Genomic DNA, 25,367 nt, shown 5'->3' with positions numbered 1-25,367 from the left:
AACGACTACTTTACTTGTCTCACTATGTAATCTGAGCTCGTTTGCTCAACCGAGAACTCTTGCATTGTAGATAATAAGTCTAGAGACTCACTAATATTGCGTAAGCTAAACCGTCCTGAGATAACTACATCTGGGTCACCAATGTAGGTGAGGTGTCGTGACGAATAACGGTTCAATTTTGCTATCACCTCGTTTATGGGTGTGTCCTTAATACTTAACCATCCCATCCTCCAACTTGGAAGCTGCTGTGGCGTAAATACCGAGCTTTCTGCAATAGCACCATTTAAAAGGGTAATTTCTTCACCTCTATTTAAAAGAATTTCGCGGTCGGCATTAACTCTTACCGTACCGTCATAGACTTTTACAATAGTCTGATCTTCTAGCCGATCAATGTCAAAAGCAGTCCCTACGACTGTGATTGTTGCGTCATCTAAATCGACGATAAACGGTCTTTGAGGCGCATGCGTAACGTCAAAATATGCTTGGCCTTTAGTGAGTTTAACCTCTCTTTTTTCCGCACTAAACGCTACGCTTATTTGACTATCACCACCTTGATAAACAATTGAGCCATCATCTAACACGTTAGACTTCTCTTCTGTTACAGAAGTTGAAATAACGTTAAAAGTACTGGTTTCATATTCAGTAAGAGCGGATAGCCCTTTATCAGAGTTCGCCGTTGAATCAACATTACCCGCAGTAAAATACACTACCATACATGCAATACACGCTGCTGAAGCAATTGACCAGTAAGTAGCAATACGACTTTTCTCTATCTTATTCTCTGCATTCTGATTCACCACTGGACTATTTTTCAATAGCGGCTCTTTTCTAGCTGACATGGCTATAGCACGTGCAGCGAGTTCAGGCTGTCCCATGGCGGTTGCTATCTTTTGAAAAGCTGCCTTGTTTTTTTCTACAGCAAGCCAGTGCGCGAAATCATGCCGCTCCTGTTCATTCAGTTCATCAATACGATCAAACCAATCTGCTGCTTCCTCTAACACTATCAATGTCATCTTTTCACGCCGCTAAACCTGTACAATAAAATTAAGAGATAGAGTTTCATCTTTAATTGTCCTCAAGCCACCCAGCCTCTTCAAGTTTCATCGTGATTTCTACCATCGCTCTTGTTAGGTGTTTTTTGACTACCTCAACACTAACATCTAACCTTTCAGCGATGTCATCTCGCGCCAAGCCATCTACTCTTCGAAGCAGAAAAATTTCTCTTCTAATGGGTGACATGTTTAAAAGTATACTGTCTACCAGCGCCAGTTTCTGTTGATTAAAATACGTATTACTTGGCGAATAGTCATTAGACTGAATACTTACTTCTTCAATATCGACGTAGTGCGGAACGCTTTTTTTCTGAAGATCGTATAAAACTGTTTTCGACACCGTAATCATATAGGCGAGTGGAGAGTCTAATTCCGATAGTTGCTTGCTTTTCTTCGTCCTTAACACTGTCTCTTGGAAGATATCGTCAGCTTGGCTTTTATCGACCGTTAAACTTCGGATGAATGCCTTAAGCGACGTTAATAAATCTTTAACGTCGTTATTATCTAACTCATCCCAATGTAAATCTGCCGCTGGTTTCATTGTTAGTTAATTTACTAAATTTTCGTATTATTATCATATATCTTATGTGTGACACTATGATTTCAGTAGCTCAATAACACCCTTTGAAATCTAACACTTCGCCTCAAATAATAAGTGAAATGAGGTGAAAAAATTCACCTCACTGAAAATTAATAGATATCAAGATAAAACAAATCTTTAAGCAACATGTTTTCATCTTTTAAATAAGAAGGGTTTCTATCACAAGTATTTTCTGTTCCGTCGATTATTCCTGCTAAAACCCTTCCACCGTCAGATCTGCACACTGTTCTTTCATGCGGCGAAATATCTCTGTTTATTGGGTTTTGAGAACCAGGGAAAATACTGTTATGTCCAACACTAGTAAGTGCTCGTACACCAGGAGACCAGGTTTGACCTGGCCCTCTAGGATCTTTCCAATAGTAGCAATAATCCCCCGATCCAAACGCCCAACTGTCAAAAGATGCCCTACTACGCTGGTCGTGATAATTGCCGTGAGAGTACTTTCCGACATAAACCACCGGATGACTGCCATCCGTCTCAATCTCTGAAACAGGTTTTGTGTATCTACCATTGTGCTGCCAGTAAGTGACATGCTTTATCGAGCCATTTACAGTGTGCACCGTTACTGGCTCCCAATCGTCCGAATGACCGCTATCAAAGGTAGTGCAGCCGTTTTGATTACCGTAGTAAGCCCAATAAGTGATAAGTGAATGACTATTTCCGCTTATTGATTCGGAATAGCTTTCCGCGTAAACAGAAGGAGGCGTCACCTGAAATGAGGATTTGTTATTACAGATACCAGAATTTAGCCCTTGAGCGGGCTCAGTTGGCCAGCACTGTAAGTCGTTTCTTAATTTAAAAACAGGCCTAAAGTCCTGTACTTCTGAAGTATTAGCTAAAGAGGGAAAAGATAAGCCAGCTAATATTAATGCAGCGATAGTCTTCATAGTTAATCCGTTTAGATTCAGTTAAGTTTGCAGTTACTTTAAAACTAAAACTATGAAGACTAGTTATTTATCAAAACGGGGACGAAAGTAGTCCGTGAGATTAGAATTTATCTAAATCGAATATGATCACGGTTCAAATCACTTATTTTTGAACAGCCCATTAATCGCATGTCCCGTTCAATTTCTGAAGCCATTAACTGCATGGCTCGTTCTACCCCTTTTTGTCCAGCTGCCGCTAGTGCAAAAAGATAGTAGCGCCCTAGGCCAACAGCTTTTGCGCCAATCGCGAGTGCTTTTAAAACATGAGTTCCTCGTTGAACACCGCTATCAAATATAACGTCTATTTGATCGCCTACAGCGTCGACAATTTCCGCTAAGTGATCAAAGGAGCTTCTAGAGCCATCAAGCTGTCTACCACCATGATTAGAAATGACTATGCCTGTGCAGCCTATATCTACCGCGCGTTTGGCGTCATCAACACTCATGATGCCTTTGAGACAAAATTGACCATCCCAAAATTTAACCATCTCTTCAACGTCTTTCCAGTTCATTGAAGGGTCAAGCATATTGGTAAAATAATCGCCAATCGAACTGGCGCCCCCTCCCATATCGATATGAGCATCTAGCTGAGGAAGAGAAAATTTCTCATGGGTAACGTAGTTGATACCCCACATCGGGCGCGTTGCAAATTGCCACAGACCTTTAAGATTCAGTCTAAATGGGATGGCAAAACCAGTACGTAAATCACGCTCTCTGTTGCCGCCCGTAATAGAATCTACAGTTAACATCATAACTTCGATGTTAGATTCTTTTGCTCTTTCCATCATGGCTCTATTTAAACCACGATCTTTGTGAAAATAGAACTGATAAACCTGGGGAGTATCGTATTTTTTAGCAATTTCTTCCATGCTCACTGTTCCTAATGAAGAAACACCAAACATTGTTCCAAACTTTTCTGCTGCGCCAGCTGTTGCACGCTCGCCTTGGTGATGAAACAAGCGCTGTAGTGCGGTAGGTGAAAGATAAACCGGAAGCGCAAGCTTCTGCCCCATTACCTCAACACTTAAGTCAATCTCTTTGACACCGGTCAGAACGTTTGGAATAAGATCGCAACTCTGAAAAGATTCAGAGTTGCGACGCATTGTCGCCTCGTCATCGGCTCCGCCATCAATATAATTGAATATTGGACCGGGCAACCTTTTTTGCGCTAACTTTCTAAAATCATGATAGTTATGACAATTGCTCAACAACATATGCGTTTTCTTATTCCGATAGTTTGACAACAGTTAATTTTATTATTCTTATTCTTCTTTCTTATTCTTCGTTCGCTTTTATGTAGAGTACAGATAGAAAGCGGCTATCTTATTGAATGCTTAAACAATACCCGAACCCGTAGCATTTGGGTCACGTGGACGTACTTTGTCCATAGACTCACGATAATCAAGAGAACGGTAAGTCCCAATAGGATTGATTGCCGCAGACTTACGATAGCGAGCCATTGCAAGAATAGGAGTAACATCTACATTGAACGCTTTTTTCAGCTCCATAGAAGCCATCATTGCATCGTTGTCTTGCTGATAGCCATATAAGGCATCTCTATCAACTAGTAATGCTTTTACGTACGAACGCTGAACTTCGATAGCAGAAATAACCAAGCTTTCGATTGGATCTGTAACATTATGTGACTGATCTAGCATGTAGGCAGGATTAAAACCTTCCTGCTGACGATGCTTCGCATCTACTAACTCATTAAATATGAGAAACTGCTGATAAGGATGCAGTGAGCCGCTATCTAAATCATCATCGCCATATTTACTATCATTAAAGTGGAACCCACCCAGCTTTTTAAACTGGATCAAACGAGACACTATCATCTCGATATTAGTATTTGGCGCGTGATGTCCAAGGTCCACAAGTGATTTGCATTTTGGGCCTAAGTGCATTGCCGCAAGTAGGTTTGAACCCCAGTCTTGAATAACGGTTGAATAAAATGCTGGCTCAAACATTTTATGTTCGATATGCATTTCCCAATCACTTGGTAGCCCTGCGTAGATTTTCTCCATACTTGACAAATAGCGCTCAAAAGCGCGTTGAAAATGTTGCTGGCCTGGATGATTAGAACCGTCACCTACCCACACTGTAAGGCTTTTAGCACCTAGAGCTTGACCGTATTCAATACAATCGAGATTGTGCTGAATAGCAAGTTCACGAGATGCTTCCTGTGTATTGCTCAAGCTACCGTACTTATACGATACCTCTTGGCCAGGTTGGTCTTGAAATGTATTTGAGTTTACTGATACCCAACTAAGACCATATTCATCTGACGTCTGTTTCAATTCACTAAAGTCGTCAACTTTATCCCATGGGAAATGGGGTGAAACACTATCAGTACAGCCAGATAATTCATTGATAACCGAGCAGTCTTCAAGCTTCTCGTAAATATTACGAGGTTCGCCTTTTAACGGAAAACGTGCAAAACGAGTTCCACCAGTGCCAGTGCCCCACGAGGGTACTGCTATTTGAAATTGTTCCGCTGCTTTTGTGAACGTTTCAATATCAATACCGTCGCGACCAAGCTTTTCACCAAGTGCGTCATAGTCAGATTTTAAATCTTTATAAAGTTCTTCGTTCTTTTCGCTTATTAAAGCTGATTCTATTCTACGTAACATAATGTACTCCTAGCGTAGGAAGGCTTCGTGCAAACCGCCGTCTACACTAATAATTTGACCTGTGGTTTTGTTTAGCTGACCAGACACGAGGAGATAGGCTGCCTCAGCTTGATCTTCAGGTGTAATTGGTGACTTTGTTAATGTTCTTTGCGCGTAAAACTCAGCTAGACTTGTACGAAGGTTCTCAGTGGAATCTGATTCTTGGAACGGAATATCGTACTTAGTCAGTGAAGATATAACCCGATCGCGCGGGAACATGCTGCTCCCCTGTACTACGGTAGCAGGAGCAAGAGCATTAACATTAACTAAGGGCGACAACGTAACCGCAAGCTCTCGAACTAAGTGGTTAGCAGCAGATTTACTTGTATCGTAAGCTAATGAACCTTTCTTAGATACAGCACCGTTAACACTCGTGGTGAGTACCATATTTCCTTTCATTTGCTGCTTTTCCCAGATTTTCTGCGCTTCAGAAGCCACAACATAGCCGCCTTTCACGTTCACGTTAAAGCTCAGCTCAAAGACTTCATCATTTTTCGCTAAATCTGCGCCCTCTGCGATAAAGACACCCGCAGTAACAATCACTTTATCAATGCCGCCATAAGCTAAGGTTACGTTGGTAAATAATTCTTCTACGGTTTCTCTCTTGGTTATATCAACACCAAGCGCAATAGCTGGACCGCACGAAGAAATACCCGTGCCAGCTACGCCAATACCTTTGCCGTAAATAGCTTCTAACTCTTCTGCCGTTGCCTTAGCGTTTTCAAGGCGAAGATCGGCACAGACAACGTGCGCGCCTTCTCGTGCAACGCGATGAGCTGTTGCTTTACCAATACCGTCTCCAGCACCTATAACAACAACAACGTCTCTAGCAAGAGGAGCCTCTTTTGGCATTCTTTGCAGTTTGGCTTCTTCTAAAGCCCAGTATTCGATATCAAATGCTTCTTGTGCAGGAAGAGCAGTATACTCAGAAATTGCTTCCGCGCCTCTCATTACCTCAATAGCACAGTTGTAGAACTCAGCGGTAACACGGGATTCACTTTTGTTCTTACCCCAAGCAATCATTCCAACACCAGGAATTAGGACTACTGTTGGGCTTGGATCGCGCATTGCTGGTGAGTCGTCACGTTTGCATGCTTCATAATACGCCGTATAGTCCAATCTATATTTTTCTAACGCCGCATCAAATTTCGCAACAAGCTCTTCAAGTCCGTCTGATTTAGGATTAAAGTCAATATAAAGTGGTTTAATTTTCGTTCTTAGGAAATGGTCTGGGCAAGAAGTACCAAGCTCAGCAAGACGGGGAGCATCAACACTATTAACGAACCTTAGTGTGGCCTCATCATTTTGAAGCGTGCCAATATACTTAACATTTGAAGATAGTTTTCCTCTTGCGATAGGCATAAAGTCGGTAAGTAGGCTTCTTGCTTTATCTTGGGCAAGAGATTCTACTTTTTGTCCACCGAACGTATTTTCGCCTTTATCATGCTCTTCAATATAACGCGCCGCAGTTTCAATGACCCATAATGAGGTTTCGTAGCAACTTTTGCTTTCTGAAGACCAATTAGTGTGTCCGTGCTGACCTAAAAGAATACCCCATATATCCGGGTTCGCTTCATAAGCATCTTCACATACTTTTGCTGCTTCCCAACCAGGGCGCATCCAAGGAACATAGGCTAATTTCCCATCCCATATTTTGGCAGTGAGCGCTTCTTGGTCTTTACATGATGCTACAGAAATTACGGCATTTGGATGTAGGTGATCAACGTGCTTCTCTTCAATCATTGAATGCAGAGGCGTATCGATTGATGAGGCGCGAGGATTTAAGCAGAAATTACAATGCTTAAACATGCCTACCATTTTGTCTTCACCAGAGCTCTTGTAACCTTTATCCGGATATTGCTGATAAACGTTATCCAACGCACGGAGTTTGTCAGCATAAAGAGAAGAAAAGTTCTCTTTTTTCGATGTTCTTAAATCACCTCCTGAACCTTTAACCCATAGCACTTCTACTTGTTCGCCTGTTAATGGGTCTTCTTCGAGCAGTTTAGCAGATGTGTTTCCGCCGCCAGTATTGGTGATTCGTTGGTCTTCACCTAGCTTATTTGAACGATATACTAAATTCTCTACAGGTGAGAGCTTATCTGCTTCTTCATCTTTCCAAAGGTACTTAACATGCTTGTAATCATCGGGTTTAAAAGCCATTACAGTGTCCTAAAATTATCAGTTAGATATGTTTCATAAATGTAAACATTGATTATTGCGGTAACAATACACGCCACTTCCAATCCCTGTCAATCATTTTCAATCATTATTGGTTTCATTTTGACTGCATTATGATTATTAAACAGCTTGCAAGCTGATATGAGTCTATTTTTGAGCGTTTTTGATTAGTTCAACCCACTCATCAGCATAGGAGTCTAGTCCAGAAAAATTGGAGGGCTCTACCTTTTCCAAGTCTAATGAATGTTGCTTTAGTTTTTGATAGCCTATAAGCGCTGCTGCACCTAGTACTGTGCCAGTATTATCTGTTGAAGCAAAAACCGGCTGCTGACAGCGTAATTGGGCAACTAAGCGACACAGTAGTGGGTTCTTGAGAAAAGCACCCTCAATATAGATTGCTCCCGTAGCTTGAAGATCATCTAATCGTTGATTAATCATAAGTGCACAGTAAAGTGTTGCGATAGCTTGTGGCGCAGTTGGCCTTTCGGGGCAAAGCAATTGAGGGGTCAAGTCGGGAAAAGGACCATTGCCCTCACTAAAGTCAGGTGTAACCCGCCAATAATTACTAATAGCGTCTTGAATTTCTGATTCTGTGGGGTTCATTTTTATATTGCCACCAAGCGTAGTACAAATACGTTCGTACTCACGACCTCCCATAAATCTCGCACAAGAAACTGGGTTACCGTTAATGTCTACATTAGCGAGGGTGTCTACTTTGTCATGAAGAGTACTTACGTCTCCTCCAGACTGCATTAATATAGTCCACGTACCCGTAGACATGACAGTAAATTGCTCGCTCGATTGAGGATTGATATTTAAATATCTCAAGAAGCTCGCATTGCTATCGTGTATGCCGCAGTAAATCTTGCATAACGTAGGCAGTGAAGTCTGCTTAGATACGTCTTCGCTTATTTGTCCTATGCAGTCCCATGCATTCTTTAGAGGTGGGAATAGCGCCGCCCATTTCTTTTTAACTGTGAACGAAGAAAATTGTTGCGCGGCGGGATGCCATAAATCTGTGTGGCATCCTAAAGAAGTTACCTCTGCGCTTAATTCTGCCCCCAGTCTCCATGCCCAATACTGCGGATATAAGAGAATAGCATTAGCCTTTGCAAATTCTTGCGGGTACTTTTCCTGTAACCAATAGAGCTGCTTTCCCAGATTCAAACCTGCAGGCAGTAGTGGAGACAAAGTTTCATTAAAGTCAGGACGTTCAACCTTGTAACGTTGCGTACATTCATCAATACCCTGATATTCATAGTCTAGAATGGGAAGTGCAAGTGCCTTAGATCTATCTGTCGCATTGCTATCAATCAGTGCGGCTGTGGCACCGTGTGTAGTTACCACAAATCCCTCAACCTCTTTTGTATATGTGCACGACTTCAAGGTTTCTACTATCCAATCCCAGATACTGTCTACGTCCGCCTGAGGATACTGACCTGCAATTGGGGCATTTTTGCAGCTGAAGCTTGCAACTTGCTCAGAATCTGAAACAAACAATAGTTTTATATGAGTTTTACCAATATCTAAAACAGCTTTCACTCTAGCATTAACTCCGAATTTTCTTGTGAATGTAATATCAAAGGAGCGTCAAGTTAGTTGTAGCTATAGCGTGAGCTGAAACGCTTATCAGCAATGCCGTTCATGACTTCTCTCGAGGATACTTCCAAAATATTAAGTTAATGTATAACAAACAATGATTGAAATTGAAAGCTTTTGATTGATTTAAGTAACTGATACGACTACTTGCAATTTATTGCTCAATACTGAAATAAATGGGGTCAGCGGGGGATAATTTGAAGTGAAGAGGTTCCATCATCGTGAGAAACCTCTCATAAGAAAAGTGTAATAGCTTGTTATGCAGCCTCTAGTGTCTCCACGTCTACAACAATCACTTCGATACCGTAACTTCTAATTTCGTCTAACTGTGCTTTATCAGCACGGTTGTCAGTAATTACAATATCCACAGAGTTCAAATCACAAAAAACTAAATTGCTTTGTAGGCCAATTTTCGTGCTATCAGCCAATACAACTAACTTATCAGCCTGCTTGCGTAATTTTTTCTCTGCAAGAATTAGTAGGGGGTCAGATTCCATAACGCCATATTTGCTGATGCCGGGCGTGCCCATAAACATCATAGTTCCACGATAATTCTGTGTAGTATCATTTTCGAAAGAACTTAGAATGATGCTTTGCTTTCTGTACACCTCACCACCTGGCAGGGTGACCTGATTCTGACTGTTCTCTACCAAGTCTTGAGCCAAGACAAATGAGTTGGTTAGCACATTTAATCTTTTATCTCTTAAGAACTCGGCCATCATATAGGTAGAGCTACCACCGTTGATAATAATAGACTCGCCATCGTTACAAAGCTCACATGCCGTTTTAGCAATGGCACGTTTAATATCAGCATTCTTTTCTTTATCAATTAGAAAGGCATTGCCAGAAAGATAGAAATTTGAGGTCGAGCCAGTATCTATTACTTGTGCACCCCCTCTTATTTTTTTAATCTTCTTTTGAGAAGATAATTTTTTCAAATCTCTTCTAATCGTTGCCTCAGATGCGCCCAATTGACTGCACAATTCGGGCACACTCGCAAAGGTGGACTCTTCTAATACTTCTAGGATTAACTGTTGTCGCTGCTTTTCAAGCATTACTTTTCTGTCCTATTTGGCGTTATAGCGTTTAATATAATCACCAAAGCAACCAAAATCAATCAAAAAACTCAAAACATGATTGATTTTGATAAAAATTACATACTTGATGGCAATTTACAGGCTAAAACTTAACTTAAAGAAGAAATTTCAATGTGGTCCATGTCATCAAACTCTTGGTTTTCTCCGCCCATAGCCCAAATAAAGCTGTAATTTGTCGTCCCTACCCCACTGTGGATAGACCAGCTAGGTGAGGCAATTGCTATTTCAGGCGCTAATGGAAGAGTTTTAACTTCTTTGGGTTCACCAAGCATATGAAAGACCCTTTCGCTTTTATCGAGGTCGAAATACATATAAATTTCAGTCCTACGAAAATGCGTATGGGGGGGCTTAGTGTTCCAAACGCTTCCGGTTTTTAATTCGGTAATACCCATGACTAACTGGCAACTATCGACAATTCCCGGTCTAATAGACTGAAATATTGTTCTTTCGTTAGAGGTTTCCTGAGAACCAAGATCTATCTGTTTTGCCATCGTCTTTGGCACATGGACAGTTTTAGTGGCCCGGTGCGCAGGATATGAAATCATGTAATATTTAGCAGGATTACTCGCATCCTTAGACGACAAGACAACTTCTTTACTACCTCTGGTAACGTAAAGGCTGTCTTTTTTAGCCATTTCGAAACTTTCACCATCAACACTGACAGAGCCTTCCCCACCGATGTTAATAATTCCTAGTTCTCTGCGCTCACAAAAGTAATCAGCAGCAAGTTCTTTATGCGTTGGTAATTCAATAGAGGCCTCTGTCGGCATAGCACCGCCGATAACCGCTCTGTCAACATCAGTGTAAGTAAGCGATAGATGACCAGGAGTAAAGAGCTCTTCCGTTAAAAAAGCGTCTCTTAACTCCTCATTGGTCATACTTGGGTAACTGCGCTTATTGGTAGAAAATAAAAAGTTCATATTGTGCCTATTTGATATGTTGTTAGAAAAGTTGGCGGGTTCGCGTTAGCGAGCCATCCAGCCGCCATCAACAAGTAATACATGCCCGTTCACGTATGAAGACGCTCGAGAAGAGAGAAAGATAGCGGCGCCTCCAAGGTCGTCAGGCTGGCCCCATTTTCCGGTCGGGATCCGACTGGTAATACTTTCATATCGCGATTGGTCTTGGCGAATGTTGTACGTATTGTCTGTTTCAAAGTATCCAGGGGCGATTGCATTCACTTGGATATTTTGATTAGCCCATTCATTTGCCAGTGCTTTTGTTAATTGCGCAACACCACCTTTACTTGCAGCATAGGCTGGAACAGTAATACCGCCAGAGAAACTTAGCAAAGAAGCAATATTAATAATTTTACCACTACCTTGTTTCAACATCTGTTTGCCCGCTTCACGACAGAAAGTGAACACACCATTTAGATTCACATTAATGACTTCGTTCCAGTCTTCATCTGAAAACTCATGTGCGGGAGAACGCTTTATGGTTCCAGCGTTGTTAACTAAAACATCAATGCGCCCATGATTTTCAATAATTGTACTTACAGTATCGATAATTTCGGCGGTGTTTGATTGATCACACCCGTAGCCTGCACACTCGACATCTTTCTTAACTAACAAATCAATGGTAGATTCAACGCTTTTTGTCGACGAACCTATGGCAATAACTGTCGCGCCGGCTTCACCTAAGGCTAGTGCAATGCCCTGCCCTAACCCTCTACTAGCCCCTGTAACTACGGCAACTTTGCCGTGCAAACCAAATTGTCTACTTAAATAATCAGACACTTCATGTCTCCTAACTTTTTGTGTAATTAAATGAGGCCCAACAGCTTGGGCAGGAATTCGCTAATTTCGGGGAAGATAATTGTTAGCGCCAATGCAACAAGCATGGCGGCATAAAGAGGCAGTATCGGCTTCATTATGCTGCTAATAGATACCTTACCAATACTGCACCCGACAAAGAGAACGCTGCCCACTGGAGGGGTACATAAGCCTATAGATAAGTTTAAAATCATCATTATCCCAAAATGTAGAGGAGAGATATTAAGCATCTCAGCGATGGGTAAGAATATTGGGGTGAAGATTAAAACTGCAGGTGTAACATCCATAAATGTGCCAACTGCCAATAGAATGAGGTTCATTATCAGCAAGATTATGATGGCGTTTTCAGACACCGAAAGTAATGAGTTGCTTATTGCTTGAGGTATTTCTTCGTACGACATTAACCAAGACATTGATGCTGAGGCGCCAATAAGAAACATAACGATTGCGGTAGTGTTGACAGTTTTCAGCAATATAGGATAAAGATCCTTCACGCAAAGCTCTCTGTAAAAGCCGAGAGCTAAAACTAACGAGTAAAGAACCGCAATTGCGCCAGCTTCAGTGGGTGTAAAAAGCCCTCCTATTATTCCACCAATGATCAGAACAATAAGGAAAAGGCACGGCACTGCACCTAAAAGACTTGGTAAAAACTTTCCTACTACTATTGTTTTTTCTGTTGCTATACCATTCTTTTTTACATAATAACCAGCGCCTAACATGAGCAATGCAGTTACCAAAAGCCCCGGTAAATAACCGGCAATAAACAATGCAGCAATTGACACTCCACCGCTCGCCAATGAATAAATAATTAGAATATTACTTGGTGGTATCAACATGCCAGTAGTAGCAGCGGTAACCGTTACTGCAGTACTAAATGGTCTGCTATAGCCCTCTTTTTCCATTGCAGGTACCATAAAACCACCTACCGCAGAAGTGGCCGCTACCGCTGAGCCAGAAATTGAGCCAAACAGTGCACATGAAATGATGTTTACGAATGCCAATCCGCCAGGAAGTTTGCCTACCAATACTTTTGCAAACTCAATAAGTCGTACTGCTATCCCGCCCTGCCCCATCAAATAGCCTGACAAAACAAAAAAAGGAATCGCTAAAAGTGCAAAGCTGTCTACACCCACAGCTAACCGTTGAGCTAGAGTAGTTAGGGCAGGAAGCGTATCGATTGTCAGTAGCATCGTTGCTAGGGTGGCGACAATAATACTTATCGCAATGGGAATATTAATAAGTAGAAGTAGTAGGAATATGCCAAACAGTACTAGCGAAGTCATAGTGCGTGCTCCCTTAGCTTATTAGTGTTTTTCATTTCTAGCAGGCCTAAAACGCCATAAACCGCAAACAAAACACCGCTTATAGGCACAACCATGTAAATAAATCCCATTGGAATTCCTAAAACGGGGGAGGCTTGTTTTAATAAGAATGTGATATAGGTTAGATTCGTGCCACCCACTAGAAGTACGCCTAATGCAAACAAAATCACTATCGTATAGCCCAGCCTTGCTGTCATTAACGCCCCACTTTGATTTAACTTCTTAGTGAGATAATCGAACCCTAAATGGCTATGTGTATGAAAGGCATAGGCGCTACCTAGCAAACTTATCCATATCAACAAAAAGCGAGCAAGCTCTTCAGTAAATGAGCTTGGATGGGGCAGAATGAAACGAGTGACTACTTGCCACGTTACATTCAAAACTAATAGCGCCATCATTAAGGTCAGTAATACCCGGAGAAATTTGTTTAACCCTGAAATCAAAGTAGTCAACGCATTCACATTTTTTCTCCTAGAGCTTTTATTTGTTGAACCAATTTTTCCAGTTCGCTTCCCCGCAGTCCTTCATAAATGGGTGCGACACTTTGTTGAAATTGCTCCTTGTCTGCTGCGATAACTTGCACGCCTGCCTCTTTCACAATTTCCAATGATTTCTCAGTAGACTCAGCCCACATTTCTTTTTGATATTTGGTCGCCGCCTTCATAGCATCTTGCAACCATGTTCGTTGCGTGGCGCTAAGCTGTTCCCAAACATGAGTTCCAACAATAATGACGTCAGGAATAGAAGTGTGTTCGTCTAAAATAAGGTACTGACTTACCTCATAGTGTTTGGAGAAGTAAAAACTAGGAAGGTTGTTTTCAGCACCATCTACCACACCCTGCTGTAAAGATGTATAAAGCTCGCCCCAGCTTACCGGTGTTGCAGACCCACCCATGGTATTTACCATAGACACTGCCGTTTGGCTGTTCATCACCCTTATTTTCTGACCTTTTAGATCATCGGGTGACTGAACTGGTTTTTTCGTCGTATAAAAACTTCTTGAACCGGCATCAAAATAACCTAGCCCCTTAAAACGATAAGGTTCGCCTGCAGCAAGAAGCGCTTTCCCTACCTCACCGTTCAAAGTTTTCCAATAATGCGCATTATCATTAAAAAGGTAGGGTAAACTAAATACTTTCATCTCAGGAACAAAGGTCTCTAGTGCACTTGCTGACACTTTAGTCATTCCCATGCTACCAATCTGTATCAACTCAAGAACTTCCCTCTCGTCACCTACTTGAGAAGAGGGGTAAATAACAATAGACATTTTTCCTTCAGAGTTACGCTCTAACTCCTCTTTTAAGAAAACAAGGCCTTTATGAACAGGGTGATTAATATCGAGCTGATGCCCTAACCTGATGACATACGTGTCATCTTTTCCTTCATCGTTACACCCATATAGCGCAGTTAACGGAATTAGTAATAATAGATAAAGCAATCGGTAACATCTCATTACTATCCCTCAATCAATTTCACTTCACGCGGAACAATTGCCCCTTTGTGAAGAATGACTTGGGCAGCACAGAATTGGCCGGCGCGAATGCATTTTTCTAAGTCTTCACCTTTGGCTTTGCTGGCCAAAAATGCGCCGTTGAAAGAATCACCTGCCGCAGTTGTGTCGATAGGCTTGACAATATTTGGTACGTCAAACTCAAATTTCCCCATACTGTTGGCTGTAAGAATGCCATTCGGGCCATTTTTTATCACAACCTCTGAAGCGCCAGCTTTTAACCAACGTTCAATGCAATATTCAGTTGAGTGTTCCCCATGTAAGCTTATTTCGTCTTCCATACTGAGCAGCGCTACATCAGTGAGATTCATTATTTGATTAAATGTTTTGGATGCTTCATTAAACGAAAGCCAACCTTTTGGGCGATAGTTATTGTCGAAAATAACCTTTCCTCCCTTGTCTCGATATTTTTTCAAAAAATCAAATAGTTTGGCTCTTGAGGCTTCGGAATAGATTGATAAGGTAATACCACTGAGAAATAAGGCATCGTACTCTTCAAGCTCTTTAAATATTTCTGGACATTGTTCCAGTAGAAACTTAGCGGGTGAATTTGAACGCCAGTAATGGAAGTGCCTTTCACCATTAGCTTCATTTTCGATCAAGTAGAGGCCCGGCACACTATTAGCAAGTTGCTTTACGTGTTTCACACCAACACCTTCGCTTTGCCAATTTTCGAGCATCTTGCTGCTAAACACATCGTCGCTTAGGGCAGTAACGTACTCAACCTCTCCTCCACAACGAGATAGATATATAGCGGTATTAAGAGTATCCCCACCGTAACTGAGTTGATAAAACTCACCTTCGCTGTTTGATAACTCAATCATGCATTCGCCAATAATCGCTAACTTCACCCTATTGCACTCCAACCTCTACATTACGTGAAATGCAATTTCAGCAATCGTCACGCAATAAAAATCATTAATTATTTGTAAAATGATTGTATATGAACAATTACCAATCATCAACACTCAAAATCAATCATGAGAGTGTAAGGTTAAAGTATTAAGAGTTGCGTTTATCAAGATAGTTAAAAAAGAACTTTGAAGGGTTTTGGCACTTCGTGAAGAAGAGTCAGCTCACGACTGGCGCAACGAGCACCAACGTGAGCATGAGAATAAATTAAAGAGGAGGCATCGCATTTTCGAAATCATTTCGACTTCTAACTTCTTCGCTACGAGCAGCTTCATACTTGTCAATGTAGTGGTCAGCTCGCTGAAGGAGAGCATCTCTTAGGTACTCGTACTTATCGCTATAAGCTAGGTTCTTCGTCTCTCCTGGATCTTCATCTAAGTCATAAAGCTGAACATAGTTGTTTTTGTAAAAGTTGACTAGTTTCCAGTTTGATGTCCTTAGTCCGTACATCGGTGGTATTGGGGCGCGCTTTGGTTGGTACATGTGTTCGAAGAAAAACTCTTGCCTCCAATTAACAACTTCTTCACTTCCGACAAGAGGAATTAAGCTTTTTCCTTGATATGAGTCTGGTATTTCAACGCCAGCAATATCCAGGATCGTAGGCGCGATATCAATATTCAGAGCTATCTCACTAACTTCCTTTTGCTTTTTAATGCGCGGGTCTTTAATTATCAATGGAACGCGGAGGTCCTCCTCCCACCCGAACCACTTCCCAGCTAATTGCCTTTCATTGAGTGCATAGCCGTTGTCGCCGGTGTAGATAATTATTGTATTGTCATCCACGCCCAAAGATTTAAGTAGTTGATTTAAAGATCCTACCGCTTTATCAACACTGCTGATTGCCCGATAATGGCGCTTCACAATTCGTTGATACATGTCAGGGGTAGAAAACCTATATTTCCATCGAATTCGACCCATAGATGATTTTAAAAAGTCTGGTAGGTCTTCATAGACTGCATCATCAGACATTTTCGCAGGAGGAATTGTTCTATCAGAGTACATATCTTCAAATTCAGCTGGATAGTGAAACTGCTCCTCTTTATCAACATCGTGGGCGTGAGGATTCCAAAAATTAACAGCAAGTGCCCACGGTTTATCTTTTTTAGAAGCTTGCTCAATAAACTCGCTCGCTAAGTTCTGAATGTAGTAAGTTTGAGGTATTTGCTTTCCCTTCCACTCATTTTTTTTCGATTGTAATAATGGTTTAAAGTAGTCAAAACGCTGTTCATCAGCACCAGAGATTTTTATTTCGTATTTGCCGACAAACCCTGTGCTGTAACCTGCATTTTTGAGTAACGCCGGATACATATTCGACGACTCCACTTCACCAGTCGCAGGGCGTCCAAAGGTGAAGTCATGAGTTCTTTCCGTTAAGCCAGTTAATATACTTATTCGACTCGACGCACATATCGGTGTAGTAACAAAAGCGTTATCGAACAAAACCCCTTCACTGGCTATTTCATCAAGGTTTGGTGTTTTGACAATGGACGATTTTGAGCCCAAAAGGTCCCAGCGGTGATCATCAGCAAGTATAAATAAAATATTTGGCCGAGAATTCGTAGTACCGCTGTTGTCAGCACTTGCACTTGCAGCGCAAGAACAAAAAAAAATAAAAAAGATTACGAGCAAAGATTTCATCTATAAGAGCCCTCGATAATAAATAAAAAGCCCCTCTAGCCCACGGAGGCTAAAGGGGAAGCCCTACTTTGGAAACTAATTTTCAGACACTGCAGAGATATCACCGGCTTTACTCTCGACAGCAATGCTATTGGAGTTAGCAAGATACGCGTACGTTGCGGTGACAAAATAGATGATGGTAGCGACTAACAACGGTGTGTGCAGATAGCTATTATCGCCATCTAGAAACGCCATCACACCTATGACTAGGCAAGCCACTAGCGAAGCAATAGCGGCAACAGAAGCTATTAATAAATTAAATGGCATTTTTCTGCGTACGCCACCTGAATTGTTCGGTGTTAAGTTCGCCAGATAAGCTTTTTCTTCAAGTTTTCGACCTAACTCAAGTCTTTCTGCTTCAGCCGATGCCGGATACACCTCTTTAGCTCCCATGGCAATGGCCAATAAACAGTATGTTGCCGTTGAATATAGCCAAATAGGGATTAGTAAAAAGAAAAGGTGAAACACACCTGACTGTTCAAGAACATAGCTGAGGGCAAGTGCTGTCAGCCAAGTTATAATTGCAGCAAAGTTTGTAGTGTTTCCTTTATACTTAGACCAATAGCGCGTTAGTCCCATTTTAGGAAACAACCAGTGCTCTGCAACGATGATTGCCCCAATAGGTGCCATCATTAATCCCATAATTCCTACAAACCCCAAAAGCTGTGAGAATACGAAGGGAAAGCAGGCAATAATGGTAGTGACAACACCAACGACGATTGTTGATTTCTCTCTGCCCCACTTTGGGTTTAGCGAACTAAATGCTAAACCAGCGCGATAAATAGTAGGATTTGAAGTCGTCCAACCCGCAATAATTACGGCAATAATGCCACATGTTCCCAACGCTTGATAAGCTACCGCACCAGGGTCTAAGCTGGTTATTGCTGTACTCAAAATTATTGCAGCACCGGCCCCCATAATACCTGCGCATATCCACGCCATGTAATGACCAATAAACATGCCCAGCGCTGAAAAGAATCCATACTTTGAATATCGAGCGAAACGGAGTAACGTCATATCACCCATTCCGCCGTGCATGGCTAAATTAGCAACCCATGCAAAAGCAGCAACGTGCCAAAAACCAACATCATCACTTGTTTTTATCCAAATAGACTCGTTTGCAATGGTGTAAAAATCTGAAAATGAAGATATTGAGGCTATACCTGGCGTTGCATCTATTAGGGCAGGAAGAAGAAACAAAGCGCCCACAATAAACATTAAGATCATCCAAGGAGCACAAACCTCTGCAAATGCAGCCAGTTTTTCAAATCCTTTTACAGCCATAAATACGACAACTGCTCCCACAAAGAGTGCGACTAATACAAAACGGAAGTCAGAAGGAAGCCAACCTACTTGTGGAGGAATATCTAATAAAATCCTAACCGCTGATGCTGACACTGTAATCATTGCGCCAGCAAGCACGCTGAAAAGAATTCCATTTACTACGCTATAAAGCTTAATCGTGCCCTTACCTGCTATTTTTTCTAAGTAAGCATAGAGTGTAAGACGCGTGTCGGTGGCAATTGGCGCTGTTAAAAGCCCCCATGTTAAAACCGCTAACAAGTTACCGAGCAGTAGGCCGAGTAATATATCTCCTGCACCTACCCCCCAGGACACGAAGAGCGCCCCAATGACAAATTCGGTTCCGGCTACATGTTCTCCCGCATAGCTACCTGCAAATGCGCGAGCTGGTTGTAATTTAGTAGGGCTTATTGGTTGTGATTCAAACTCATCTGAACTCGACACATTTCCTCCATTATTCTCGTTTTAGGCTTTAATTAAAGCCGCTTAAAAGGAAGTAAAGATGATTACTTTTGAGCGATTATGACTTAATTGTAAGTTTCAATCAACAGAATTGTTATCAAGATGTTTCGTATTATGAATAGCGGTAAATTGTCATTATATAATAAAATACGAATGTAATGGCTTCGTGCAGCCCGGTCGGATACCTGAAAGAGAGAATAGCGATACTGAACTAATTTTTAGTAGAAAAATTGTTTAATCGAAAAAACCCGTCAACGGATCGAATACGAAAAATGATGTAATCTATAATTTATCGAGATAATTATATTGAAAATCAAAATCACTACAGCTCTTTAAAAATAAAGGCTGCAGCGATATATAGCTTAAGTGTTTCCGCGGAAATAACGATGCTATTTAGTCAACGATTTAATTAGCTCTTTGAGTGCAGCCTCGAGCATCTTAGGATCATCAAAATCTACTTTATCCCAATCGATACCCAATTCTAACTGAGTTACATCTTCTTTTAATAACCTTTTAATAGCAGAAGTTTGGCTAACTTTGACTTTAGGCAAGGAAATGTATTGCTTAGTTCTTCCTACTTTCTTTACAGTGGGGGCTTGCAAATACTTTGAAAACTTTCCATCGCTAAAAAGTTCTACAAGATATTTTTCTACCTCTTCCCTCCCCTTTTCCTCAGCTTTAATAATTTCCTCATAAAGTCCTCTCAACGACTCAACAATTCTATTTTCTAACAAAGGCATCACATGCAGCTTGTAGTCATGAAGTTTGTCATATCGATAGAAAGTAGTGCGGCCAATCCCTAAATACGATGTAACAATTGAAGCTCGATTCGTTTCAAGCTTATTCTGCTCTATGCTCTCTAGCTCTGTAACAGCATTGGAATAACTGCTTAATGCGTCAGGAAGCGTCAAGTCATTACGTGAAAAGTTTTCAATATGGCGCAAAACGCTAATATTTTTAGGCTTCTCTGCGTAAATTTTAACTTTTACCTTAATTAAGCCACCATACAGATATCGAATTGCGTAATAACGTCTGTGTCCAGCCACGATAGCGTAATCAGACATATTTTTGCGCCACACAGCAATAGGGTGAATTAATTCACTGTGTTTCAGCGTTTCAGCCAAGCCTTTTATTTCCTCAATCTCTGCGTTTACAGCTTCATATCTTGGGTTACTTTTATCCAATCTATTTTCGATGATATCCTTTTCGCATACTACGCAATCGGTCAAAGAGGCAATAGACTCTGCATCATCGCGTTTTGCAAACTTAACCGGTAGATAACGAGGATTGTCAGACTGCGGCTGTATATAGTCGACCAACACCCTATCAACTTCAGAAGAAGTCTTAAACAATGGGTCGTCGTGAACACTACTCTCTTTTGATTTATCTCGTTGCTTTAAATCATCGAGCATTTGTTGAGACTTTTTAGAGACCCCTTCGCCAGATTGATATTTACTTATGAGATCTTCTTGAGACGTTGGCTTGGCAACTCTTCTACTTCTTGGCTTTTTGGCTGTCATGCCTTATCTCCCCATAAACTGTTTTCAATCAAGGTATAAAGTTTCTGCATTTCACTTTTCGCATGATGGTTATAAACATAATTAAAGTGAGTCTCGTCAACCGACGGGCGCTCCATTACTCGGTAACAATTTCGCTGCTGTAACCAAAATGGACTCATATGCTTACCCGTAGGACCATCTTTATCATAGAGTTTGGCCAGCGCAACTTCGTCTTTCTGCGTTAAACGAGATTTGCTTGGAACTTTGTTAGGAACGACTCCTATAATTTCTAATGGGCTTGAAGCACGGTCTTCGTTAATACGATCTATACGGTTTAAAAGCATAGGCACGCCGTCTATCGAGTCGTATTCAGGTTCTGTAGGAATTATTACGTGAGTTGCGGCACCAAGCATTCCGGCGGAAACCGGCGATTTACTTGGGGGGTTATCGACAATTACGATATCGTAATCATCAGCGAGGTCTTCTACAGAAAACCAGTCTCGCATGTGAGCTGTTATTTTTGATACTAATCTGTCTGACTCAGGAGTAAGCGCCAATACCCTGTCAACGTTGCCCTCTGAGGGTAAGACTTTTATATTTTCGAAAGCCGTAGGATATTCATACACCGGGGAGTTAAATAAAATATCAGTACTGGTATTTCTACCACTCCACTCTGGGTCATCTATATCATCAAACTCAGGATGAAGAGGTGCAGCATATTCATCATCGCCTGGAATTGCGTCCATTTTCAAAAACGCTTTTGACGAATCTTGCTGTGAGTCATAGTCTAGTACTAAAACGCGACGCTTCTTCCCTTTTCCATTTGGACCACCAGTGGCCAGTAGATAAGCGATTGTAGAAGCTAAGAAGGTTTTACCCACACCACCTTTTCTGTGATAGCTGGAGAGAACACGCATTCCATTATACAACTCTGTTTTCGACATTAGCATAACCTTGTTTCAGGACTTTAAGATATATTGACATGGCAAATACCTAATGTCTCGGATCGAATCTTTAAAACGATAGCTATTATGACTATTTATGTCATAGAAATACAAAGGTAGCGATACAAAATGGAATGAAACCGACATACTTAGACGATAAATAGTTTTAATAAAAATTAAATAATTTGTCTCTATGGCCCTTGTTTTTATTGGTCTGCAGTCGTTTCTACAAACGATGTTTCCGCGGGTACAGTCATCCATGAAATGCCAAAAAGCATACTATTAGAAGCTTTGAGCGGGGAAGATAAAAGTTAGAACCGATGCCTACTTCAGAATTCGTCACATCAGAGCATAAGGCTATGTATTGCGAGTGCCGTTAATAATGATTACATGCTTTAGAATATGCGCTGGTCTGATAGAGAGGTAGCATATACCGTTGCCGATAATTAAAACTAAATTAAAACGTGGCTAGGGTGGGTGTCGCTATTGAGTTTAACTGTTTTTCAAGGCCAATGTTCCCGCGGAAACAGCCTGCGGAAACCTACCGATAATAAGTTAAAGCTCCCCCTCACTAATATTTGACGGAATCACTAAAAGCAGCTTTGTATTACTTGGCGATTGTAAATATAGACAAGGAAATTATTCTCAGATAACCTTTGGATCGAATCTACTGCGTAATTAAAATCTATAGGAAGTAACTTAACGTGCGTGAACTTTTTGAGCTGTCAGAAAAATATGGATTTAAAGCTCCTTTAGTCTCAGTGTCGGACGACTTTGATTTTAAAGTTTTCATGAGAGTATGCAGCTCTCTAGATATTTCACCAACGTCAAGTGCAGTGGCCTCAGATATTTTTATTTCACTTCAGAATATTGAAGAACTTACCGCAAGCTTGGAATTTGTAGCGGAAAAAATGAATCGTAAGTTATCCAATGTTCGGCATCATCTTGTACAGTTGGAAAACAAAGGTTTAATTGTCAGTGAATTTATCACAACGGATCCAATCAAAAAGCGCCGAGGAAAACTCTTTAAGCTCGTCGTACCGAAAGGCCATTTAATAGCCTCAGCAGAATCAAGCAACAAAGACCACGATATTGACAACTTCCAGTTAGTATCTTCAAGCACTGTTGAAACGATTAATATTGAACGCTACGACGATAAAACACGATTTATAGAGCTGCAAATAGTTCGCTACCTCGTTAAGGCAATGCGCACAAATCGAAAAGATAAAACCAGTTCGCTCAGTATAAAGCTAAGAGAAGAAGGTAGGCCTAAGCCAATACGAATAACTGCTAGAGCGGAGGAGGGGAGATTAATCTATCTTCCTGATATGAGCTATTACGCTAGCGCAATTACTTGGTTAATTAATCACATTTCAGAGCGGATTGACGAGTCAGAAACCATTGGAGAAACCTTCACTCTACCCCTAGAACCTTTAATATCAATGGCAAAAGATATACCCATTTCAGAAGCATCTGCCGGCGGCTATATTGGTAACGCCATTCAATCGATGCAGAGGATTTCTGCAACTACATTTGATATGAGAGATTTCTATGACAGTAGGAAAGATTTTATCATCGATATAGAGATGTATTACAAATTGTTTCGCTTAGAAGCAATCGTGACTTATGAAGACTCAAAGAGTGTAGAGAAAAAGGCAGCCGTAATACAGTTCCCCAGGTCAACGGTGAAAAATATCATCGCAGCTATTAAAGCAAAACGCACGCTTGATGATATGTTACTCATCGACAGCGATGTTTTTGCCACTAAGAATGAAATAGAAATTCTATTTGGGCTTTGGGCTCGTGAACATCTAATTACAGGTAGACAAGCTCAACAGCTATACGCGTGGAATGAACTTCGCGAGTCTGTAGCCCCATCTTCAAGTTTAAATGAATTTAAACGCAAGTTCTCGAATATGGTTATGGCTAACGCTGATCCATCTTATAAAGCGAAGATTGATGAAGCAGTGGCAACGAAGATAGCCAAACAGGTGGGAACAACTTATCTTTCCGAACAACGTAAGGGAGAACTTGTTGTTGAATATGGCCGAGCCACAGTACAAGGCTATTTGATTAATATTGGCTATTCACCAGAGCAGGGTTCTTCAGTAATCGCGTTTAGGCGTGATATGTCGGCACTTCATATATTGGGAAAACTAGACGATCGACGCTAGCTATATATCATCCACATTTAATTGGATCGAATCTTTAACTGAGTAAAATCAACCATTAGCGTTTGGATCGAATCTATAGAAAGATCATAAATAGATCGCGATCCAGCTTGATCTCTCTTACCTTTCATATAAAGATTACATCCATCAAAGTGATAGATAAAAAAATATATAATCTTTAGACGCTCAATGAAGAGCATGTAGAAGTATGGACAGATAAGAAGCGCTAAAAAAACAAAACCCGTGAAGTGTTGGCGCACCGCACGGGTCTTTAGATGTAACTATTTCGAAGCAGTTACTCATCTAATTTTAGCGGTTTACCAGATCAGGTCAACCACTAACGCGTTTTTTATCAACAAATCACGTTTATTGTTGGTAAAAAGATGAATTCTAATAGCAAGTACGACGATGTTCTCTTTATGTCGTCAGGGCAATTTGAGCAACTAACGGACACGGAATCCTTTGTGTTTTCGCACGTCGCTTTTTTTGCTTGCCAGCTAAAACCTTACAATCGCTTGTTTAAACAAACTACACAAGCAATCTGCAATAAAGTGGGCTATTCCCCTAACGCAGTGAGAACCGCGTTGTCTTCATTAATAGCCAAAGGTTTCTTAATTAAAAGTGAACCGCAGAACAGAGAACAAGGGTCTTATCATCCGTATTACGATAATATCGCTCATCATCTCAAGATAGGCGATAATAGCTATGCGTTGTTGTTTGCTCATGAATTAGAGAAAACGCTTACAGCAGCGAGAAATAAGAAAGTTAAAGCTCAAGAACGTATAATTACCTTTTTTAAAGTACAAGTAGGCCAACTTAAACGAAATTGCAGCATGTTGTCTGGAAATAGATCTAAGCATGTGCATAAAGCACTAATCTTACACGGCTACCTATCCAATCAACATAAATGGAATATCGAAAAAGGCAGGCAGCAAGTTTGCAGAACGGTTCCTTTTCTGGCTCATTTTCTCAATTGGTCTCAAAATACAGTAAGACGAGTGCTAAATACCCTAAAGAAACTCAATATTATCGCTTTTGATTTCACTAACGGGGTGCTAAAGTTTTTGGCTGTGCATTCATTTTCAATTACAGTGACATCTTTGAATGGGCTTGTTACTAAGCTCTCAACACTCGCCAATAAAACAATACCCTCTACGAGCCTCTCACGGCAAGTTCATATGGTCCAAGCCGCAAAAACACCGCAAGAAGCAGCTCAACACCTCAAAGACTTAAAGAGGCTAGGCAGAGTTTAATTCTCTACCCTCTACGCCCACCTAACTAAATCTCAAACCTACTCAACACTTCTTGATAAAAAATTAGCCGTAAATCGTATATGTGCTAGGTAAAAACCGTTCATTCTTAATAAGATCAGTGTATTCCATTGTACAACCAGCAAATATACAAATTAAGACGTGAACAAATGAATATATTAACTCCATTGATGAGTACATAAGGCTCCATTGCTGAGCAGTAATGGCCGTTGATGACAAACAAAAGACAATCGATTTCATTACAATCCTTTGATGCAGACATTAGATGATACATAGATGTTAGATAAAGGAAGATTATATGGCTGCGCCATTACAACCATTTTTATTGGTGAGCTATAAAGCAAGTCAGCTGAGCAGCGTGGACATTTATATGTGGCGTGAGACTAAGATACAGCAT

Annotated in this window: 20 protein-coding genes; 2 read left to right on the top strand and 18 right to left on the bottom strand. The window is 41.0% G+C overall.

Features of this window, described 5'->3' with window-relative positions; translation table 11 throughout:
* Positions 1-5 precede the first annotated feature (5 nt).
* The 18 genes from O9X84_RS14850 to O9X84_RS14765 all read right to left on the bottom strand — a co-directional run bounded on the left by O9X84_RS14850 (position 6) and on the right by O9X84_RS14765 (position 21,528).
* Positions 6-1,013, bottom strand: a complete 1,008-nt coding sequence (locus tag O9X84_RS14850) for a FecR family protein (RefSeq protein ID WP_269520484.1) — start codon at positions 1,011-1,013, stop codon at positions 6-8.
* Positions 1,014-1,065: 52 nt separating this feature from the next.
* On the bottom strand, positions 1,066-1,593 hold the full coding sequence (locus tag O9X84_RS14845; RefSeq protein ID WP_269520483.1) for an RNA polymerase sigma factor: 528 nt from the start codon (positions 1,591-1,593) through the stop codon (positions 1,066-1,068).
* Positions 1,594-1,742: 149 nt separating this feature from the next.
* Positions 1,743-2,540, bottom strand: a complete 798-nt coding sequence (locus O9X84_RS14840; protein ID WP_269520482.1) for a hypothetical protein — start codon at positions 2,538-2,540, stop codon at positions 1,743-1,745.
* 107 nt (positions 2,541-2,647) lie between these two features.
* Positions 2,648-3,793, bottom strand: coding sequence for an alpha-hydroxy acid oxidase (locus O9X84_RS14835; protein WP_269520481.1), 1,146 nt, complete (start codon positions 3,791-3,793; stop codon positions 2,648-2,650).
* Positions 3,794-3,913: 120 nt separating this feature from the next.
* Entirely contained in the window at positions 3,914-5,209 is a 1,296-nt protein-coding gene (gene rhaI / locus O9X84_RS14830) for an L-rhamnose catabolism isomerase (protein ID WP_269520480.1), read from the bottom strand.
* Between the two features lie 9 nt (positions 5,210-5,218).
* A complete protein-coding gene (locus O9X84_RS14825) occupies positions 5,219-7,411 on the bottom strand; it encodes a bifunctional rhamnulose-1-phosphate aldolase/short-chain dehydrogenase (protein ID WP_269520479.1) in 2,193 nt (730 codons plus the stop codon).
* A 165-nt stretch (positions 7,412-7,576) separates the two neighbouring features.
* Positions 7,577-8,971: an FGGY-family carbohydrate kinase gene (locus O9X84_RS14820; RefSeq protein ID WP_269520478.1), complete on the bottom strand. Its 1,395-nt coding sequence runs from the start codon at positions 8,969-8,971 to the stop codon at positions 7,577-7,579.
* A gap of 314 nt (positions 8,972-9,285) precedes the next feature.
* Positions 9,286-10,083 (bottom strand): DeoR/GlpR family DNA-binding transcription regulator, encoded by a 798-nt coding sequence (locus tag O9X84_RS14815; protein ID WP_269520477.1) that lies wholly within the window; start codon positions 10,081-10,083, stop codon positions 9,286-9,288.
* 131 nt (positions 10,084-10,214) lie between these two features.
* Positions 10,215-11,045 (bottom strand): 5-dehydro-4-deoxy-D-glucuronate isomerase, encoded by an 831-nt coding sequence (gene kduI / locus O9X84_RS14810; RefSeq protein ID WP_269520476.1) that lies wholly within the window; start codon positions 11,043-11,045, stop codon positions 10,215-10,217.
* Positions 11,046-11,090: 45 nt separating this feature from the next.
* A complete protein-coding gene (locus tag O9X84_RS14805; protein ID WP_269520475.1) occupies positions 11,091-11,864 on the bottom strand; it encodes an SDR family oxidoreductase in 774 nt (257 codons plus the stop codon).
* Positions 11,865-11,890: 26 nt separating this feature from the next.
* Positions 11,891-13,183 (bottom strand): TRAP transporter large permease, encoded by a 1,293-nt coding sequence (locus O9X84_RS14800; protein WP_269520474.1) that lies wholly within the window; start codon positions 13,181-13,183, stop codon positions 11,891-11,893.
* Entirely contained in the window at positions 13,180-13,683 is a 504-nt protein-coding gene (locus O9X84_RS14795) for a TRAP transporter small permease (RefSeq protein WP_269520473.1), read from the bottom strand. The genes O9X84_RS14800 and O9X84_RS14795 overlap by 4 nt, the downstream gene beginning before the upstream one ends.
* Positions 13,680-14,675 carry a TRAP transporter substrate-binding protein gene (locus O9X84_RS14790; protein WP_269520472.1) on the bottom strand — a complete coding sequence of 332 codons (996 nt, stop codon included), beginning with the start codon at positions 14,673-14,675 and terminating at the stop codon, positions 13,680-13,682. The genes O9X84_RS14795 and O9X84_RS14790 overlap by 4 nt, the downstream gene beginning before the upstream one ends.
* A gap of 2 nt (positions 14,676-14,677) precedes the next feature.
* Complete coding sequence (locus O9X84_RS14785; RefSeq protein ID WP_269520471.1) at positions 14,678-15,583, bottom strand: sugar kinase; 906 nt, start codon at positions 15,581-15,583, stop codon at positions 14,678-14,680.
* A gap of 268 nt (positions 15,584-15,851) precedes the next feature.
* Positions 15,852-17,282 carry a sulfatase-like hydrolase/transferase gene (locus O9X84_RS14780; RefSeq protein WP_269520470.1) on the bottom strand — a complete coding sequence of 477 codons (1,431 nt, stop codon included), beginning with the start codon at positions 17,280-17,282 and terminating at the stop codon, positions 15,852-15,854.
* A gap of 75 nt (positions 17,283-17,357) precedes the next feature.
* On the bottom strand, positions 17,358-19,067 hold the full coding sequence (locus O9X84_RS14775; RefSeq protein ID WP_269520469.1) for a purine-cytosine permease family protein: 1,710 nt from the start codon (positions 19,065-19,067) through the stop codon (positions 17,358-17,360).
* A gap of 407 nt (positions 19,068-19,474) precedes the next feature.
* Positions 19,475-20,605 (bottom strand): ParB N-terminal domain-containing protein, encoded by a 1,131-nt coding sequence (locus O9X84_RS14770; protein WP_269520468.1) that lies wholly within the window; start codon positions 20,603-20,605, stop codon positions 19,475-19,477.
* The gene (locus O9X84_RS14765) at positions 20,602-21,528 is read right to left on the bottom strand and encodes a ParA family protein (protein ID WP_269520467.1); all 927 of its coding nucleotides are present in this window, start codon (positions 21,526-21,528) and stop codon (positions 20,602-20,604) included. The genes O9X84_RS14770 and O9X84_RS14765 overlap by 4 nt, the downstream gene beginning before the upstream one ends.
* 704 nt (positions 21,529-22,232) lie before the next feature.
* Here O9X84_RS14765 and O9X84_RS14760 point away from each other — a divergent pair.
* Entirely contained in the window at positions 22,233-23,702 is a 1,470-nt protein-coding gene (locus O9X84_RS14760; protein WP_269520466.1) for a hypothetical protein, read from the top strand.
* 380 nt (positions 23,703-24,082) lie between these two features.
* Entirely contained in the window at positions 24,083-24,952 is an 870-nt protein-coding gene (locus O9X84_RS14755; protein WP_269520465.1) for a hypothetical protein, read from the top strand.
* Positions 24,953-25,367: the final 415 nt, after the last annotated feature.

It is taken from the genome of Alteromonas sp. BMJM2, assembly GCF_027257845.1.
GTDB lineage: Bacteria > Pseudomonadota > Gammaproteobacteria > Enterobacterales > Alteromonadaceae > Alteromonas.
This window is presented reverse-complemented; position numbering and strand designations above follow the sequence as displayed.